The sequence below is a fragment of the Streptomyces sp. NBC_01314 genome (assembly GCF_041435215.1).
In the GTDB taxonomy this organism is placed as follows: Bacteria; Actinomycetota; Actinomycetes; order Streptomycetales; family Streptomycetaceae; genus Streptomyces.
Genome location: NZ_CP108394.1, coordinates 8,170,666 through 8,185,194 on the forward strand (window position 1 = coordinate 8,170,666; position 14,529 = coordinate 8,185,194).

Genomic DNA, 14,529 nt, shown 5'->3' on the forward strand with positions numbered 1-14,529 from the left:
CGGCGTCCCCGGACCGCTTCCATGGTGGCACCTCGGGCAGGAGACGGCTAGGGCAGGTCGATGTGACCGTTCAGGCACCCGGCACGTAAGAGCCGGGTAAAAGATTTACGATACGAGACGGTCCCGTATCGAAATTGGTCTAGGGTCGACGCCATGACTACCGCAGTCCCTGACCCCCGCGTACCGGCGGCGGTGCACCGGCGCCGCTGGGTGATTCTCGGTGTACTGATGCTGAGCCTGCTGATCGTGGTGCTCGACAACTCGATCCTCAACGTCGCCATCAAGACGATCTCCACCCCGGAGCCCACCGGCCTCGGCGCCACCCAGAGCGAGCTGGAGTGGGCGATCAACGCCTACACGCTCGTCTTCGCGGGGCTGCTGTTCTCCGCGGGCCTGCTCGGCGACCGGCTCGGCCGCAAGAAGGTGCTGCTCGGCGGACTCGTCGTCTTCGGCATCGGCTCGGCTCTGGCCGCCATGTCGGGCTCCCCGGCCGAGCTGATCGTCTTCCGCGCGGTGATGGGCTTCGGCGCGGCCTTCGTGATGCCCGCCACCCTCGCCGTCCTGATGAACGTCTTCGAGCGGGACGAGCAGCCGAAGGCCATCGGCATCTGGGCGGGCGGCGTCGGCCTCGCCATCGCCATCGGCCCGATCACCGGAGGCGTCCTCCTCGACCACTTCTGGTGGGGCTCGGTCTTCCTGATCAACGTGCCGATCGTCGTCCTCGCGCTCGGCCTGATGATCTGGCTGGTGCCCGACTCGCGCGACCCCGCCCCCGGCCGTATCGACCCCGTCGGCGTGGTCCTCTCCGTCGTCGGCCTCGTGCTCCTCGTCTACGGCATCATCCGCGGTGGCCAGCTCGCCGACTTCACCGATGTCACGGTCCTCGCGACCATCGCGGCCGGCCTCGCGGTCCTCACCGCCTTCGTCGTCTTCGAGAAGCGCAGCGACCACCCGTCCATCGACATCTCGTTCTTCAAGAACAAGGTGTTCTCGACCGCCATCGGCGTCATCGGCGTGGTCTTCTTCGCGCTGATGGGCGTGACCTTCTTCGCCGTGTTCTACACCCAGACCGTGCGTGGCTACTCCCCGCTCCAGACCGGCCTGTTGATGCTGCCGCTGGCCGTCGCGCAGCTCTTCTTCGCGCCGCGCGCCCGCCTCGTCGTGGACCGCTTCGGCAACAGCGCGGTGTGCACGGCGGGCATGACGCTGATCGCCGGAACGCTGGCCGCGTTCGCCGTGCTCGACGCGGACACGCCGATCTGGATCCTCGAAGTGATCTTCTTCCTCATGGGCGTGGGCATGGCGCACGTGATGACCCCGCTGAGCGTCGTCATCATGCAGGCGCTGCCCCGCGAGAAGGCCGGCTCCGCGTCGGCGCTCAGCAACACCTTCCGCCAGGTCGGCGGCGCCCTCGGCATCGCCGTCCTCGGCTCGGTGCTGTCCACCGCCTACCGCGGCGGCATCGAGGACAAACTGCCGGCCGGTGCCCCGCACGCCGCCGCCGAGTCCATCGAGGCCACCCTCGGTTTCGCCGCCCGCCTCGGCGAGCGGGGCGAGGCCCTGGTCGGCCCGGCCCACGACGCCTTCCTGCACGCCATGCACGTGACCGCCCTGTGCGGAGCCGGCATCGCCCTGATCGGCGCCGTGACCATGGCGGTGTTCCTGCCGGGACGGACGAAGGGCGGCCAAGAGGGCAAGGACGAGACGGAGTTGGTGGCCGCGGACCACTGACCGGCATCCCGCGTACGGCACCCCACTGCCGTACGCGGGAGAGAATCACCCCGGACACCGGAGCACGACAGCGCCGGCCCCGGAGAACCACAGAGACGGAGTCGACCTTGAGCCTCGCCGAGAGCCACGCCGGAGACGGGCGGGTCCGGGACGGGAGCCCCGGACGCGGGCGGCCCCGCAGCGAGGCCGTGGAGCGGGCCATCGTCGAGAGCGTGATGAGACTCCTCGAAGAGGGCGTGCCGCTCTCGGAGTTGTCGATCGAACGGGTGGCCCGCACAGCCGGCGTCGGCAAGGCGACCATCTACCGCCGCTGGAGCGGCAAGGAGGCGCTCTTCGTCGACGTACTGCGCGCCGCGGAACCCCCGGACCCCGTACTGCCCGGCACCTCGATGCGCGACGACCTGGTCGTCTTCCTGGAGGCGGCACGCCAACGCGGGCTGCTCAACCGGCCGTCGGCGATCCTGCACAACGTCATCGCCCAGATGAAGAGCAGCCCCAAGATCTGGAACGCCTATCACGCGGACGTCGTCGCCCCCCGCCGCCGGGCCCTCGCCGATGTCCTGCGCCGGGGCCGGGACAACGGCGAACTCCGCGCCGACGTGGACCTCGACCTCGTCGGAGACCTGGTCTTCGGCCCCATGCTCGTCCGTACCGTCATGCGCCCGGACGCCCCCCTCCCCGAGGAACTCGCGGAGAACATCGTCGACACGGTGCTCGCAGGGCTTCGTCCTCCTGCGAAGTGAGTCACGTTGATGTGCGCGTTTCGTTACAGACGTCAGGACCTGTCCGCCGGTCCGGAACTCCGAACAGCGGGTTGTTCGTCCTCGTTCCCGTACGACCGCCATGTGGCGGCAGGATCGACGGCGATCATCCCCTAGGGTCTTTAGGCGCGGGGGGACGAAGTGCACGGCAGGTTGTGAGGACGGTATGGCGCAGGCGTACATGACGGAGACGGGCGGCGGCGGCACGGGTCAGGGCCCCGAACAATCCCGGCTTCGGCGCCTGCTGAGCCGCCTCTTCGGCGGCTGGAGAGAGGATCGGCGGATCTGGCGGCGCGGCATCGTCCTCGCCGTTCTCGCGGGCCTCGTCGCGCTGTTGATGGTGCTGCACGCCCAGGTCCCGAACGCCGTCGGCAACCTCGGCAGCCTGACCGAGACGTTCCTGCCCTGGCTGGGCATCGCGATCCCGCTGCTGCTCATCCTCGCGCTGGTCCGTAGATCGGCGACCGCGCTCATCGCGCTCCTGGTGCCCACGGTCGTCTGGCTGAACCTCTTCGGCGGGCTGGTCACCAGTAAGACGGGCAGCGGCGGTGACTTCACCGTCGTCACCCACAACGTGAACGCGGACAACGCCGACCCGTCCGGCACGGCCGACGAGGTCGCCGGCTCCGGCGCGGACGTGGTGGCGCTGGAGGAACTGACCGAGAACGCGATGCCGGTGTACGAGAAGGCGCTGGCGGCGACGTACCCGTACCACGAGGTCGTCGGCACCGTCGGGCTGTGGAGCAAGTACCGAATGAGTGACACCAAGGCCGTCGACATCAAGCTCGGCTGGGAGCGCGCGATGCGTTCGACGGTGGCGACGCCGGACGGGCCGGTCGCCGTGTACGTCGCCCATCTGCCCTCGGTACGGGTCAAGCTGGAGGCCGGGTTCACCGCGCGCCAGCGCGACAAGAGCGCCAACGCACTCGGCGAGGCCATCGCCGACGAGCCGATCCAGCAGGTCGCCCTCCTCGGCGACCTCAACGGCACCATGAACGACCGCGCCCTGAACGCCGTCACCGCCCAGATGCGCTCCACCCAGGGCGCGGCGGGCAGCGGCTTCGGCTTCAGCTGGCCCGCGTCGTTCCCGATGGCCCGTATCGACCAGATCATGGTCCGGGGCATGGAACCCACGGCCTCCTGGACCCTTCCGGAGACGGGCAGCGACCATCTGCCGGTGGCGGCGCGGGTGACGATCGACACGTCCGGGAGCTGACGGCGCTGGTGGGACGGTCGGGGGCGCGGAGGGGACAGGGTCCGGGTTCGAGTTTGTTCCGTCGGTGAACTTACGATGGGAACCCGAATCCGATTCCCCTCCTCCTGCCCTCCTCCTGCCCTCCCGCTGTCATTGAAAGGTCTCTCCGCCATGCCCTTGGCCCTGCTCGCTCTCGCCGTAGGCGCCTTCGGAATCGGCACGACCGAGTTCGTCATCATGGGCCTCCTTCCCGAGGTCGCGGCCGACCTCGGCATCTCGATCCCCGCCGCCGGCCACCTCGTCTCGGCGTACGCGCTGGGTGTCGTCATCGGCGCCCCGCTGCTCGCCGCGGTCACGGCCCGGCTGCCCCGCCGCAAGGTCCTGATCGGGCTGATGGTCCTCTTCGTCGTCGGAAACGCGCTCTCCGCCCTCGCCCCCGACGAGCACTGGCTGCTCGCCGCCCGCTTCCTCAGCGGTCTGCCGCACGGCGCCTTCTTCGGCGTGGGCGCCGTAGTCGCCACCACCCTCGTGGCACCCGAGCGCAAGGCCCGCTCGGTCTCGCTGATGTTCCTGGGCCTGACGATCGCCAACGTCGCCGGCGTACCGGCCGCGACCCTCGTGGGCCAGGACTTCGGCTGGCGGATCACCTTCCTCGGCGTGAGCGCGATCGGCCTGGCGGCCATCGCCTCCCTGGCGCTGCTGCTCCCGCACGACCGCGCGGCCGCCCCGACGGCCGGCCTGCGCGGCGAACTGGGTGCCCTGCGCTCGCTCCCCGTCTGGCTCGCCCTCGGCACGACCGTCGCCGGCTTCGGGGCCCTCTTCTCCGCCTACAGCTACATCACGCCGATGCTCACGGACTCCGCCGGGTACGCCGGGACCAGCGTGACCCTGCTGCTCGCGCTGTTCGGCGTGGGGGCGACCATCGGCAACCTGGCCGGCGGCCGCCTCGCGGACCGCTCCCTGCGAGGCACGCTGTTCGGCGGCCTGGCGTCACTGATCCTCGTCCTGGCCCTGTTCCCGGTCCTGATGTCCGCCCAGTGGAGCGCCGCCCTGGCCGTCCTGCTCCTCGGCGTCGCCGCCTTCGCCACCGGCTCGCCCCTCCAGCTGATGGTCATGGAGAAGGCCGCCACCGCCCCCTCCCTCGCCTCCTCCGCCAACCAGGCCGCCTTCAACCTCGCGAACGCCGGCGGCGCCTGGATCGGCGGCCTCGCCCTGACGGCCGGCCTCGGCGCGACGGCCCCGGCGACCGTGGGCGCGGGCCTCGCGGTGATCGGCCTGGCGGTCGCGGGCGTGGCTTACGCGGTCGACACCCGCCGGGCGCCCGTCACCACGCCGCAGCGCGGGCGTGTGGTGGCGTCCCACGTGCCGGGGGAGTCGGAGACGGTTCGCGTCTGAAGCGGGCGACCCCCTCCGAGCCATAAGGCGCCGGAGGGGGCGAAGGGGCACAGCCCCTGAGCTGAGGGGGAGGGACGGGTAGGGGCGGCGGGGGCGAAAGAACCCGGCACCTACGCCTGCTCGCGCCACCGGTTCGTGATCGGCAGCCGCCGGTCCTTCCCGAACCCCTTCGGCGAGATCTTCGTCCCCGGCGGGTACTGCCGCCGCTTGTACTCGGCCGTGTCGACCATGCGGAGCGTCTTGACGACCAGCTCGCGGTCGAACCCGGCGGCGACGATCGCGTCGGCGCCCTGGTCGCGGTCGACGTAGAGCTCCAGGATCGCGTCCAGGACGGGATAGTCCGGCAGGGAGTCGGTGTCGACCTGCCCGGGACGGAGTTCCGCGCTCGGCGGCTTGGAGATGGAGTTCTCCGGGATCGGCGGGGTCTGGCCGCGCTCCGCCGCCGCCCGGTTGCGCCACTCGGCGAGGCGGAAGATCGACGTCTTGTACACGTCCTTGATGGGGCCGTACGCGCCCACCGAGTCGCCGTACAGCGTCGAGTACCCCACCGCCAGCTCCGACTTGTTGCCGGGCGCGAGGACGATGTGGCCCTCCTGGTTGGAGATCGCCATGAGGAGCGTGCCGCGCAGGCGCGACTGGAGGTTCTCCTCGGCCAGGCCCGTCAGCTCGGTCGAAGCCATGTACGCGTCGAACATCGGCGCGATCGGCACCGTACGGAAGTTGAGGCCCGTCCGGCGCGCCAGCTCCGCCGCGTCGCCCTCGGAGTGGTCCGACGAGTACTTCGACGGCATGGACACGCCGTACACGTTCTGCGCGCCCAGCGCGTCGCACGCGAGCGCCGCGACCAGCGCCGAGTCGATACCGCCGGACAGACCGATCAGGACGGACCGGAAGCCGTTCTTCGCGGCGTACGCCCGCAGTCCGACCACCAGCGCCGAGTACACCTCCTCGTCGTCGTCGAGACGCTCCGCGTATCCGCCGGCCAGCTCCGGCTCGTACGCGGGCAGCGGCTCCTCGGAGATGACGAGGCGGTCGATGCGCAGCCCGTCGTCGACGACACCCGTCACGGGGTCGGCGGCGGCCCTGGGGAGGTCCAGATCGAGGACGACGCACCCCTCCGCGAACTGCGGCGCCCGCGCGACGACTTCGCCGTTCTTGTCGACGACGATCGAGTCGCCGTCGAAGACCAGCTCGTCCTGCCCGCCGATCATCGCCAGGTACGCGGTCGTGCAGCCGGCCTCCTGGGCGCGCTTGCGGACCAGTTCGAGGCGGGTGTCGTCCTTGTCGCGCTCGTACGGCGAGGCGTTGACGGAGAGCAGCAGTCCGGCGCCGGCGGACCGGGCCGCCGGGACACGGCCGCCGTCCTGCCAGAGGTCCTCGCAGATGGCGAGGGCGATGTCGACGCCGTGCAGCCGTACGACGGGCATGGTGTCGCCGGGCACGAAGTAGCGGAACTCGTCGAACACGCCGTAGTTGGGGAGGTGGTGCTTGGCGTAGGTGAGCGCCACCTCGCCCCGGTACAGCACCGCCCCGGCGTTGCGCGGGGCGCCCGCCGGCTGGCCGAACCTCGGCGAGGCGGACTCGGAACGGTCGAGGTAACCGAGGACCACCGGCAACTCCCCGAAACCCTCCTCGGTGAGCCGCGCGGCGAGCGCCTTCAGCGCGGAGCGGGAGGCCTCCACGAAGGACTGGCGCAGCGCCAGGTCCTCGACGGGATACCCGGTCAGCACCATCTCGGGGAACGCCACCAGATGCGCTCCCTGCTCGGCGGAGTGCCGGGTCCAGCGGACCACCGCCTCGGCGTTCCCGGCGATGTCGCCGACCGTCGAGTCGATCTGATTCAAAGCGAGACGAAGTTGAGGCACGGCGCCCAGTGTAATCGTCAATGCGACGCAATGGGGTGTGGGGCGCCCCACGTTTGCGGCGCCCCACAGATCCTCCCGTGATCTCTACCGGCGGTACGACTCCACATAACCCGGGGCGGGCGATCCCACCCCGGTCACGTCGTCGTACCCGCGCACGGCGTGCAGCGAGCTGTCGGCGCCCAGGGTGCGTACGGAGGTGGCGAGCCCGTCGGCCGTGTCGTAGCCGTTGACGAAGTCGACACGGGCCACCGCGAGCCCGGGGCCGCCCGTCGGATCGTCGGTGACATCGTGGAAGACCCTGGCGCCGTACGACGGCGAGGCGTACCGGGCGTAGATCGCCGGGTTGGCGAAGCCCAGCGGACGGCCGCCGTGCGCCTCCTGGGCCAGTGCCTGGACGCCTGCGACGACCGGCGCGGCGAGCGAGGTGCCGCCGATCCGGTACTCGCCGTACGCCTGCCCGCCCTCGGGCAGGGTCTGCGTCTGCCCGACCAGGAACCCGGTGTTCGGGTCGGCGATCGCCGAGATGTCCGGCACCGTACGCATCGGCGCGCCCCCGTTCGCCGTCGCGAGCGCCGTCGGCACGAGACCCCGCTGGTAGAAGGGCTGCGGCACGGTCCGGCTGGTCCCGCCGCCCGCGCCGGACGTGAAGGCGCCGGGGAAGCCCGTCCAGCTCTCGCCGTCGTCGGACAGCGTGGCCTTCAGCGTGCCCCAGCCGGTCTCCCACAGATACGAGTCGCCCTTGCCGACCGCCAGCGACGTACCGCCGACCGCCGTCACCCACGCCGAGTTCGCCGGCGTGTCCACCTGCTTGGTCCCCGTGTTCGCGACCTCGTCGCCGTTGTCCCCGGAGGAGAAGTAGAAGCCGATGCCCTCGACCGCGCCCAGCTGGAACACCTGGTCGTAGGCGGCGGCGAGGTCCGGGGTCTGGTTGGCCTCGATGTCGCCCCAGGAGTTGGAGACGATGTCGGCGAGACGCCCGTCGACGATCTTCCCGAGCGAGTCGATCAGGTCGTCGTCGTGGCAGGACGCGGCTCCGACGTACACGATGTCGGAGGCGGGCGCGACCGCGTGCACGGCCTCCACGTCGAGGGTCTCCTCGCCGTACCAGCCGGACGCGGAGCACTCCTTGGTCGCCGTGTACTTCTTCGGCAGCACCTGCCGCAACTGCCCGCCCCGGTAGGCCGCGTCACCGTGCTTCCCGGCGTACGTGGCCGCGTCCGACGCGATCGTCGGCGAGGCGTACGCGTCCGTGATCGCGACCCGCACCCCCTTGCCCGTACGGCTCCCGGCCCCGTACGCCGCCCGCAGCTGTCCGCCCGTGTATCCCCGCACCGCGTACGGGATCTTCGTGCCGTAGGCGTCGGGCAGGGTGCTCGCGGTCTTCGAGCCGTAGGAGGAGGAGAAGGGCCCCGCGTTGCGGAACACCGTGTCCGGCGGGGGAAGCTGGTCGTCGTGGGTGGCCACGTGCGGGGCGGTGTCCAGGCCGGTGACGGTCAGCACGGCCCCGTTCAGACCGGCGGGCGCGGAGGCCGTCTTCGCCGGGGCGCGGTACGTGTGGCCGTCCTTGCGGTAGTTGTGCAGCTGCGTGCCGAACGCCCGCTCGGCGTCGGTCACTTCACCCGTCACCGAGATGTAGTGCCGGTTCGTGCCGGTGACGGTGAGCCCGGCGTCCTTGAGCCATGTCCGCACCGCCGCCACCTGCGCCGCGGTCGCCCCGAAGCGCGCCCGCGTCCGCGCGGCGCTCAGGAACTTCCCGTACGACGTCGACGACGGGTCGGACACGGCCTTGGCGTACGCCGCCAGTCCGGCCGCGTCCCGGCCGGCCAGATAGACACGGGCGGACACCCGGGAGCCGTCGGCGGCGGCACCCGCGTCGGCCCCGGCCGTCGCCCACGCCGGTCTGGTCCCCAGCAGTGTGTCCCGGCCCGGGTCGGTCGAGGCATGGGCCACGGGTGTGCCCAGCGCCAGCGCGCCGGCGAGCAGCACGGCCCCTGTGGACCTCTTGGATCTCATGGGAAGGAACCCCCTGGAATGCGGTTCGTCGCGAGTGGATCACCCAACGGTGGTCACTCTCGCGATGAACCGTTCATGCCAGGGAATGGTGGCGGGCAGGGCTGGGCCAAGAACCCCCCAAGCGAACGTATGGAAGCGTACGGAAGCCCCAAGGAACCGTGTGCGCAAGGGAATTGCGGCATACGTCCCTGGGGCTTCGGGGATGACCGGTCACCTCGACCCGAGGGCTACCTCGGCGCGGCTCCCCGGTCCTTGAGCATGCCCGTCATCAACGAGATCTCGGACTCCTGGGCGTTGACCATGCCCTGCGCGAGCTTCTTCTCCACGCCGACCGCGCACTTGGAGACACAGCCCTCCGCCATGTGGACGCCGCCCTTGTGATGGTCGGTCATCAACTGCAGGAAGAAGATCTCGGCCTGCTTGCCGTTGAGCTTGCCGAGCTTCTCCATCTCGGCATTGGTGGCCATGCCCGGCATCAGCGAACCGTCCTCGCCGGAGGCCATCCCGCCCATGCCCATCCAGGCCATCGGCTCCTGCGACGACACCTTCGGCAGGCCCCACAGATCGAGCCAGCCGATCATCATGCCGCGCTGGTTGGCCTGCGTCTGCGCGATGTCGTACGCGAGCCGCCGGACCTCCTCGTCGTCCGTCCGGTCGCGCACGATGTACGACATCTCGACGGCCTGCTGGTGATGGACGGCCATGTCCCGGGCGAACCCCGCGTCGGCGGAGTCGGCGGCGGGGGCCTTCAGCCCGGACTCGTCGCCGTCGGCGACCGCGTAAGTGATCGCCCCGGCCGCGACGAGCACCGCCGCGGCCCCGGAGGCGATCCAACCGATGTGCTTCATGTTTCCCACTGTGCCAGGCCGCTGCCGCTAGGAGAGGCCGTTGGTGCAGGCGGCACCCGGCTCGGGAGTCTGCTCACCCTGGACGTACGCCTCGAAGAACTTGTCGACGTTCGGGTCCTTCGCACTCGTCACCGTGCGCTGGTGACCCCACGCGCTGAGCATGATGGGGTCCTTCTGGTCCTCGACCGGGCTCATCAGCGTGTACGGGGTCTTCTTGACCTTCTCCGCGAGCGCCTTCACGTCGGCCTCGGAGGCCTTGCCGTTGTACGAGACCCAGACCGCGCCGTGCTCCAGGGAGTGCACGGCGTTCTCGTTCTTGATCGCCTTGTCGTAGACGTCGCCGTTGCAGTTCTGCCAGACCGGGTTGTGGTCACCGCCCACCGGGGGCTCCATCGGGTACTTCACGGTCTTGGTGACGTGGTTCTGCGTGAGCTTGGTGCTCCAGGTCTTGACGCCGTCCGACCCGGTCTTCCACTTGCCCGTGGCCTTGGAGTCGCTCGCGGTGCTGCTGCTGTCGTCGGACTGCGAGCGGATCAGGACCGTCCCGCCCACGACGAGGCCGGTGACTATCAGCACGCTGGCGCCGATCGTGAGGATCCGGGTCCGGCGCTCATGGGAGCGCTCGGCACGGCGCATCGCCTCGATGCGCGCCTTGCGGTCCCCGCTGCTGTTGGTCTTGGCGGCCATGGGTGGTGTCCTTAGTGGGGGATGGGTCGGATGGGACGGTCGGATCAGCTGATCGTAAGTTGATCCGCTCCCTCTCGTAAACGAGGGATCCCGCCTCCCATGCTGCCCCCTCGGCACCCCGGCCCGCCCACGGAACGACACGGGCGTTACGGATGTCGGCGCGAGCAGGCAAGATGGGCGGTAGAGCGGTTGAGCGGCGGAGCGAGCGGTACACCCCCACAGCGGGAGGTACACCTCGGGAGGTACACCCGCCGTATGCCGGGCGTTCGACTGGAGGTCGGTTTGCCGATCAAGGTGCGCAACGCGCATGAAATGGTGTTGTGGTGGGATGCTCAGGTGCCCGACCGCCTCCCGCGGCTCGGGAGCAAGGCGGCCTGACCAGCAAGGAATGGGTGGAAGCGGAAGATGGACAAGCAGCAGGAGTTCGTGCTCCGTACGTTGGAGGAGCGCGACATCCGTTTCGTACGCCTGTGGTTCACGGACGTGCTGGGCTTCCTGAAGTCCGTCGCCGTGGCCCCCGCCGAGCTGGAACAGGCGTTTGACGAGGGCATCGGCTTCGACGGCTCGGCCATCGAGGGCTTCGCCCGGGTGTACGAGTCCGACATGATCGCCAAGCCGGACCCGTCGACCTTCCAGGTCCTGCCGTGGCGTGCGGAGGCCCCCGGCACCGCTCGGATGTTCTGCGACATCCTCATGCCGGACGGCTCCCCGTCCTTCGCGGACCCGAGGTATGTGCTGAAGCGGGCCCTCGCCAAGACCTCCGACCTGGGCTTCACCTTCTACACGCACCCCGAGATCGAGTTCTTCCTCCTGAAGGACAAGCCGACGGACGGCTCCCGCCCGACCCCGGCCGACAACTCCGGGTACTTCGACCACACCCCCCAGAACGTCGGCATGGACTTCCGCCGCCAGGCGATCACCATGCTGGAGTCCATGGGCATCTCGGTCGAGTTCTCGCACCACGAGGGCGCGCCGGGCCAGCAGGAGATCGACCTGCGCTACGCCGACGCACTCTCCACGGCGGACAACATCATGACGTTCCGCCTGGTCATGAAGCAGGTGGCGCTGGAGCAGGGCGTCCAGGCGACGTTCATGCCGAAGCCGTTCAGCGAGCACCCCGGCAGCGGCATGCACACGCACCTTTCGCTCTTCGAGGGCGACCGGAACGCGTTCTACGAGTCGGGCGCGGAGTACCAGCTCTCCAAGGTCGGCCGCTCCTTCATCGCGGGCCTGCTGAAGCACGCGGCCGAGATCGCCGCCGTGACGAACCAGTGGGTCAACTCCTACAAGCGCATCTGGGGCGGCTCCGAGCGCACCGCCGGCGCCGGCGGCGAGGCCCCCTCGTACATCTGCTGGGGCCACAACAACCGCTCCGCCCTGGTCCGCGTCCCCATGTACAAGCCCGGCAAGACGGGCTCGGCGAGGGTGGAGGTCCGCTCCCTGGACTCCGGCGCGAACCCCTACCTGGCGTACGCGATGCTCCTGGCCGCCGGCCTCAAGGGCATCGAGGAGGGTTACGAGCTCCCGCCGGGAGCCGAGGACGACGTCTGGGCCCTCTCGGACGCGGAACGCCGCGCGATGGGCATCGAGCCCCTCCCGCAGAACCTGGGCGAGGCCCTGTCCCTCATGGAGCGCAGCGACCTGGTGGCGGAGACGCTGGGCGAACACGTCTTCGACTTCTTCTTGCGCAACAAGCGCCAGGAGTGGGAGGAGTACCGCTCCGAGGTGACGGCCTTCGAGCTGCGGAAGAACCTGCCGGTGCTGTAGCGCCGGGCGGAAGCCGTGCACGGCGAAAGGGGAGTCCAGGTCGCTGGGCTCCCCTTCCGCGTGCCGGCGGGAACCGGCATGATGATCGCCATGCCTCTGAACGCACACCTACGAAAGGCCGATGCCGCGTAATCGGCCCGGCGCGCTGCGCGCCGCCCAGCGGCTCCGAGCAGACCGGCCCCTGAGCCGGGACAGCCCACCGCTGACCCGTATCCACGGACTGTCGGCCCGTACCAGCGCCGCCGTACACCGCTGTGAGGCGCTCTCGACCGACTACGACGTCTTCCCCGGCATGACCGCCTACGCCCTGCGGCGCTACCGAGCCTTCGTGGGGGCGCCGGGACGCCGGCCGCGCTATCCGTTCCTGGACGACTGCGGGTGCCGTGCCTGCGCCCTCAGGGACATCAGGCACGTCCGCGACATGCTCGGCACGGTCCTGCGCCACCTGCCCCCACGGCCCCGCGCCGAACTGGGCCGCATGGTCGCGTCGCTCGACCTCCGCTATCTGGAACGCACCCTGCCGGACCCGTTCACCGACGCCCGGCGGCAGTGGCGGCCCCGGGTCTGGTGGTACCGCCGCCTCGAAGGCTGCCGGTACGCCGCGACCGGGACCGTCTGACGCGCGACCGCCGCTCTCCCCTGGTGTTACCGCTGCTCCTGGTGTTACGGCTGCTCCGCCAGGTCCGCCAGGTCCGCCAGCACCCGGTGCAGTGGCTCCGTGACCCTGCGGCGGTACTCCTGGACCGCCCAGCCGTTGCCGTCGGGGTCCTTGAAGTACATGAAGGTGGCGCCGTCGTCGGGGGCGTACTGGACGGGTTCGGACACGTCGAGGCCGCGTTCGAGGAGTTCGGCGTGGGCGGCCTTGATGTCGGCGACGCAGAGCTGGAGGCCCTGGTACGCGCCGGGGGCCGGTTTCGGGCCCCGGGCCATGTCCCAGATGGCGTCGCCGAGAGCGATGGAACAGCCGGACCCCGGGGGAGTCAGCTGGACGATCCGCATGCCCGGCATGACCTCCTGGTCGACGTCGACATGGAAACCGACCTTGTCCCGGTAGAAGTCCCGGGCCCGGTCGATGTCGCTCACGGGCAGCGGAATCACTTCGAGCGTGTACTGCATCCCTGGTCCTCCAGGTCGCCGTTGACGGGAGTGCCTGTCCACATCTTTCGTGGCTTTCGTGCTGTTGCGCGAGCCTTCGCCTCAGCCGAACCGCCACCGCGTCTGGCTGAACGGCTCCCCCTTACCGAAGCCGAAAACGGTGGCGGGCGCCACCGAGAAGACGAAAGCCCGCCCCGCACCGTGCTGAAAACACCCGTCGCGCACCTCGAAGTGCCAGAAACTGCCGTACTTCGCCTCCCACGCGACGGCCAGTTCCCGCAACCGACCGTCATCGCTCACACGTACGGCCTCTCCCTCCACCACCAGGTCGTAGCCCTCGTCCCAGGTGTTCGTGCCGGTCGTCAGCACGACGTGCGGGTTCTCCGCGAGGTTCCTCGCCTTCCGCTCCTCCGGCCCCGTACAGAAGTGCAGCGCCCCCTGAGACCACACGCCGGGCAACGGCGTCACATGCGGCCGCCCGTCCGGCCGCACCGTCGAGATCCAGAACAGCCCGGCGCCGGACAGTCGCGCCTCGGCCTCCGGCCAGGGGATCGCGGCGGCGTCCGGGTCGCTGTAGCGGGGGTCGAGCCGGGTCTGCGGTGTGCTGGTGTCGGACATGAGGTGTCTCTTCCTGTCACCGGGTGCCTGTCGTCAAAGGGCAGACTCCACAGAGCGCCGAAACTCATCCCACAGTTCGCCGGCGTGCTCCGCACCTCGATGTCATGCGGGATCCTCCCCGCCGATGAACCGGGCCAGCACAGCCACACCGGCGGGCATCGCGAAGAGACAGCCGACAAGGAGACCGATGCCCGGGTCGGCCGCTGGGGGCAGGGCCCAGTTCGTCGCCGCGGCCCCGAGCAGGCTCAACGCCGCCAGCGCCAGCAGGGCGGCGACGACGGCGAGCCGGCGCGGCGGGCGCCCCTCGCGGTACAGCTCGATCGCGGGCCCGGCCGCGGCGATGGTCGCGGTGAACGCGGCGAGATGGGGGTTGGGCGCCGACCCGAACAGCCACCCCACCAGCGTGACGACTCCGTAGACGGCGAGACCGGCGAGTTCCAGCAGGGCGGTGGTCACCACCGGCTCCGACGACAGAACCGTCCCCCACGAACGACGCCGTATCGAGCCGTTCCCGCTGTCCTCTTCGTCACCCACCTCGGCAGAGTAGCCGTGGA

13 protein-coding genes are annotated in these 14,529 nt (G+C 70.2%); 6 read left to right on the forward strand and 7 right to left on the reverse strand.

Annotated features, from left to right (window positions below):
* The first annotated feature begins 153 nt into the window (after positions 1-153).
* From OG622_RS35915 to OG622_RS35930, 4 genes are all read left to right on the forward strand, one after another.
* Positions 154-1,731 carry an MFS transporter gene (locus OG622_RS35915; RefSeq protein WP_371580786.1) on the forward strand — a complete coding sequence of 526 codons (1,578 nt, stop codon included), beginning with the start codon at positions 154-156 and terminating at the stop codon, positions 1,729-1,731.
* A gap of 107 nt (positions 1,732-1,838) precedes the next feature.
* Positions 1,839-2,474, forward strand: a complete 636-nt coding sequence (locus OG622_RS35920) for a TetR/AcrR family transcriptional regulator (protein ID WP_371580787.1) — start codon at positions 1,839-1,841, stop codon at positions 2,472-2,474.
* Positions 2,475-2,658: 184 nt separating this feature from the next.
* Positions 2,659-3,708, forward strand: coding sequence for an endonuclease/exonuclease/phosphatase family protein (locus OG622_RS35925; RefSeq protein WP_371580788.1), 1,050 nt, complete (start codon positions 2,659-2,661; stop codon positions 3,706-3,708).
* 150 nt (positions 3,709-3,858) lie between these two features.
* Positions 3,859-5,082: an MFS transporter gene (locus OG622_RS35930; RefSeq protein WP_371580789.1), complete on the forward strand. Its 1,224-nt coding sequence runs from the start codon at positions 3,859-3,861 to the stop codon at positions 5,080-5,082.
* Positions 5,083-5,192: 110 nt separating this feature from the next.
* On the opposite strand, the gene OG622_RS35935 is transcribed toward OG622_RS35930, so the two are convergent.
* The 4 genes from OG622_RS35935 to OG622_RS35950 all read right to left on the reverse strand — a co-directional run bounded on the left by OG622_RS35935 (position 5,193) and on the right by OG622_RS35950 (position 10,495).
* Positions 5,193-6,947, reverse strand: coding sequence for an NAD+ synthase (locus OG622_RS35935; RefSeq protein WP_371580790.1), 1,755 nt, complete (start codon positions 6,945-6,947; stop codon positions 5,193-5,195).
* A gap of 84 nt (positions 6,948-7,031) precedes the next feature.
* The gene (locus OG622_RS35940; RefSeq protein ID WP_371580791.1) at positions 7,032-8,960 is read right to left on the reverse strand and encodes a protease pro-enzyme activation domain-containing protein; all 1,929 of its coding nucleotides are present in this window, start codon (positions 8,958-8,960) and stop codon (positions 7,032-7,034) included.
* Positions 8,961-9,187: 227 nt separating this feature from the next.
* Positions 9,188-9,808 (reverse strand): DUF305 domain-containing protein, encoded by a 621-nt coding sequence (locus OG622_RS35945; protein ID WP_371580792.1) that lies wholly within the window; start codon positions 9,806-9,808, stop codon positions 9,188-9,190.
* 27 nt (positions 9,809-9,835) lie between these two features.
* Positions 9,836-10,495 (reverse strand): DUF3105 domain-containing protein, encoded by a 660-nt coding sequence (locus OG622_RS35950; protein ID WP_371580793.1) that lies wholly within the window; start codon positions 10,493-10,495, stop codon positions 9,836-9,838.
* Between the two features lie 405 nt (positions 10,496-10,900).
* On the opposite strand from OG622_RS35950, the gene OG622_RS35955 reads away from it, so the two are divergent.
* Positions 10,901-12,262: a glutamine synthetase family protein gene (locus OG622_RS35955; RefSeq protein WP_005478482.1), complete on the forward strand. Its 1,362-nt coding sequence runs from the start codon at positions 10,901-10,903 to the stop codon at positions 12,260-12,262.
* A 121-nt stretch (positions 12,263-12,383) separates the two neighbouring features.
* Positions 12,384-12,881, forward strand: coding sequence for a hypothetical protein (locus OG622_RS35960; RefSeq protein WP_371580794.1), 498 nt, complete (start codon positions 12,384-12,386; stop codon positions 12,879-12,881).
* Positions 12,882-12,925: 44 nt separating this feature from the next.
* Here OG622_RS35960 and OG622_RS35965 read toward each other — a convergent pair whose 3' ends face one another.
* The 3 genes from OG622_RS35965 to OG622_RS35975 all read right to left on the reverse strand — a co-directional run bounded on the left by OG622_RS35965 (position 12,926) and on the right by OG622_RS35975 (position 14,509).
* On the reverse strand, positions 12,926-13,378 hold the full coding sequence (locus OG622_RS35965; RefSeq protein WP_371580795.1) for a VOC family protein: 453 nt from the start codon (positions 13,376-13,378) through the stop codon (positions 12,926-12,928).
* Positions 13,379-13,459: 81 nt separating this feature from the next.
* Entirely contained in the window at positions 13,460-13,975 is a 516-nt protein-coding gene (locus OG622_RS35970) for a pyridoxamine 5'-phosphate oxidase family protein (protein ID WP_371580796.1), read from the reverse strand.
* 102 nt (positions 13,976-14,077) lie between these two features.
* Positions 14,078-14,509 (reverse strand): hypothetical protein, encoded by a 432-nt coding sequence (locus OG622_RS35975; RefSeq protein WP_371580797.1) that lies wholly within the window; start codon positions 14,507-14,509, stop codon positions 14,078-14,080.
* Between the last annotated feature and the right edge of the window lie 20 nt (positions 14,510-14,529).

Excerpts from the sequence above, each read along its gene's own strand:
- OG622_RS35925 (WP_371580788.1), top strand. The coding sequence starts at position 2,659 with ATGGCGCAGGCGTACATGACGGAGACGGGCGGCGGCGGCACGGGTCAG.
- OG622_RS35955 (WP_005478482.1), top strand. The coding sequence starts at position 10,901 with ATGGACAAGCAGCAGGAGTTCGTGCTCCGTACGTTGGAGGAGCGCGAC.
- OG622_RS35915 (WP_371580786.1), top strand. The coding sequence starts at position 154 with ATGACTACCGCAGTCCCTGACCCCCGCGTACCGGCGGCGGTGCACCGG.
- OG622_RS35960 (WP_371580794.1), top strand. The coding sequence starts at position 12,384 with ATGCCGCGTAATCGGCCCGGCGCGCTGCGCGCCGCCCAGCGGCTCCGA.
- OG622_RS35965 (WP_371580795.1), bottom strand. The coding sequence starts at position 13,378 with ATGCAGTACACGCTCGAAGTGATTCCGCTGCCCGTGAGCGACATCGAC.
- OG622_RS35930 (WP_371580789.1), top strand. The coding sequence starts at position 3,859 with ATGCCCTTGGCCCTGCTCGCTCTCGCCGTAGGCGCCTTCGGAATCGGC.
- OG622_RS35950 (WP_371580793.1), bottom strand. The coding sequence starts at position 10,495 with ATGGCCGCCAAGACCAACAGCAGCGGGGACCGCAAGGCGCGCATCGAG.
- OG622_RS35970 (WP_371580796.1), bottom strand. The coding sequence starts at position 13,975 with ATGTCCGACACCAGCACACCGCAGACCCGGCTCGACCCCCGCTACAGC.
- OG622_RS35940 (WP_371580791.1), bottom strand. The coding sequence starts at position 8,960 with ATGAGATCCAAGAGGTCCACAGGGGCCGTGCTGCTCGCCGGCGCGCTG.
- OG622_RS35945 (WP_371580792.1), bottom strand. The coding sequence starts at position 9,808 with ATGAAGCACATCGGTTGGATCGCCTCCGGGGCCGCGGCGGTGCTCGTC.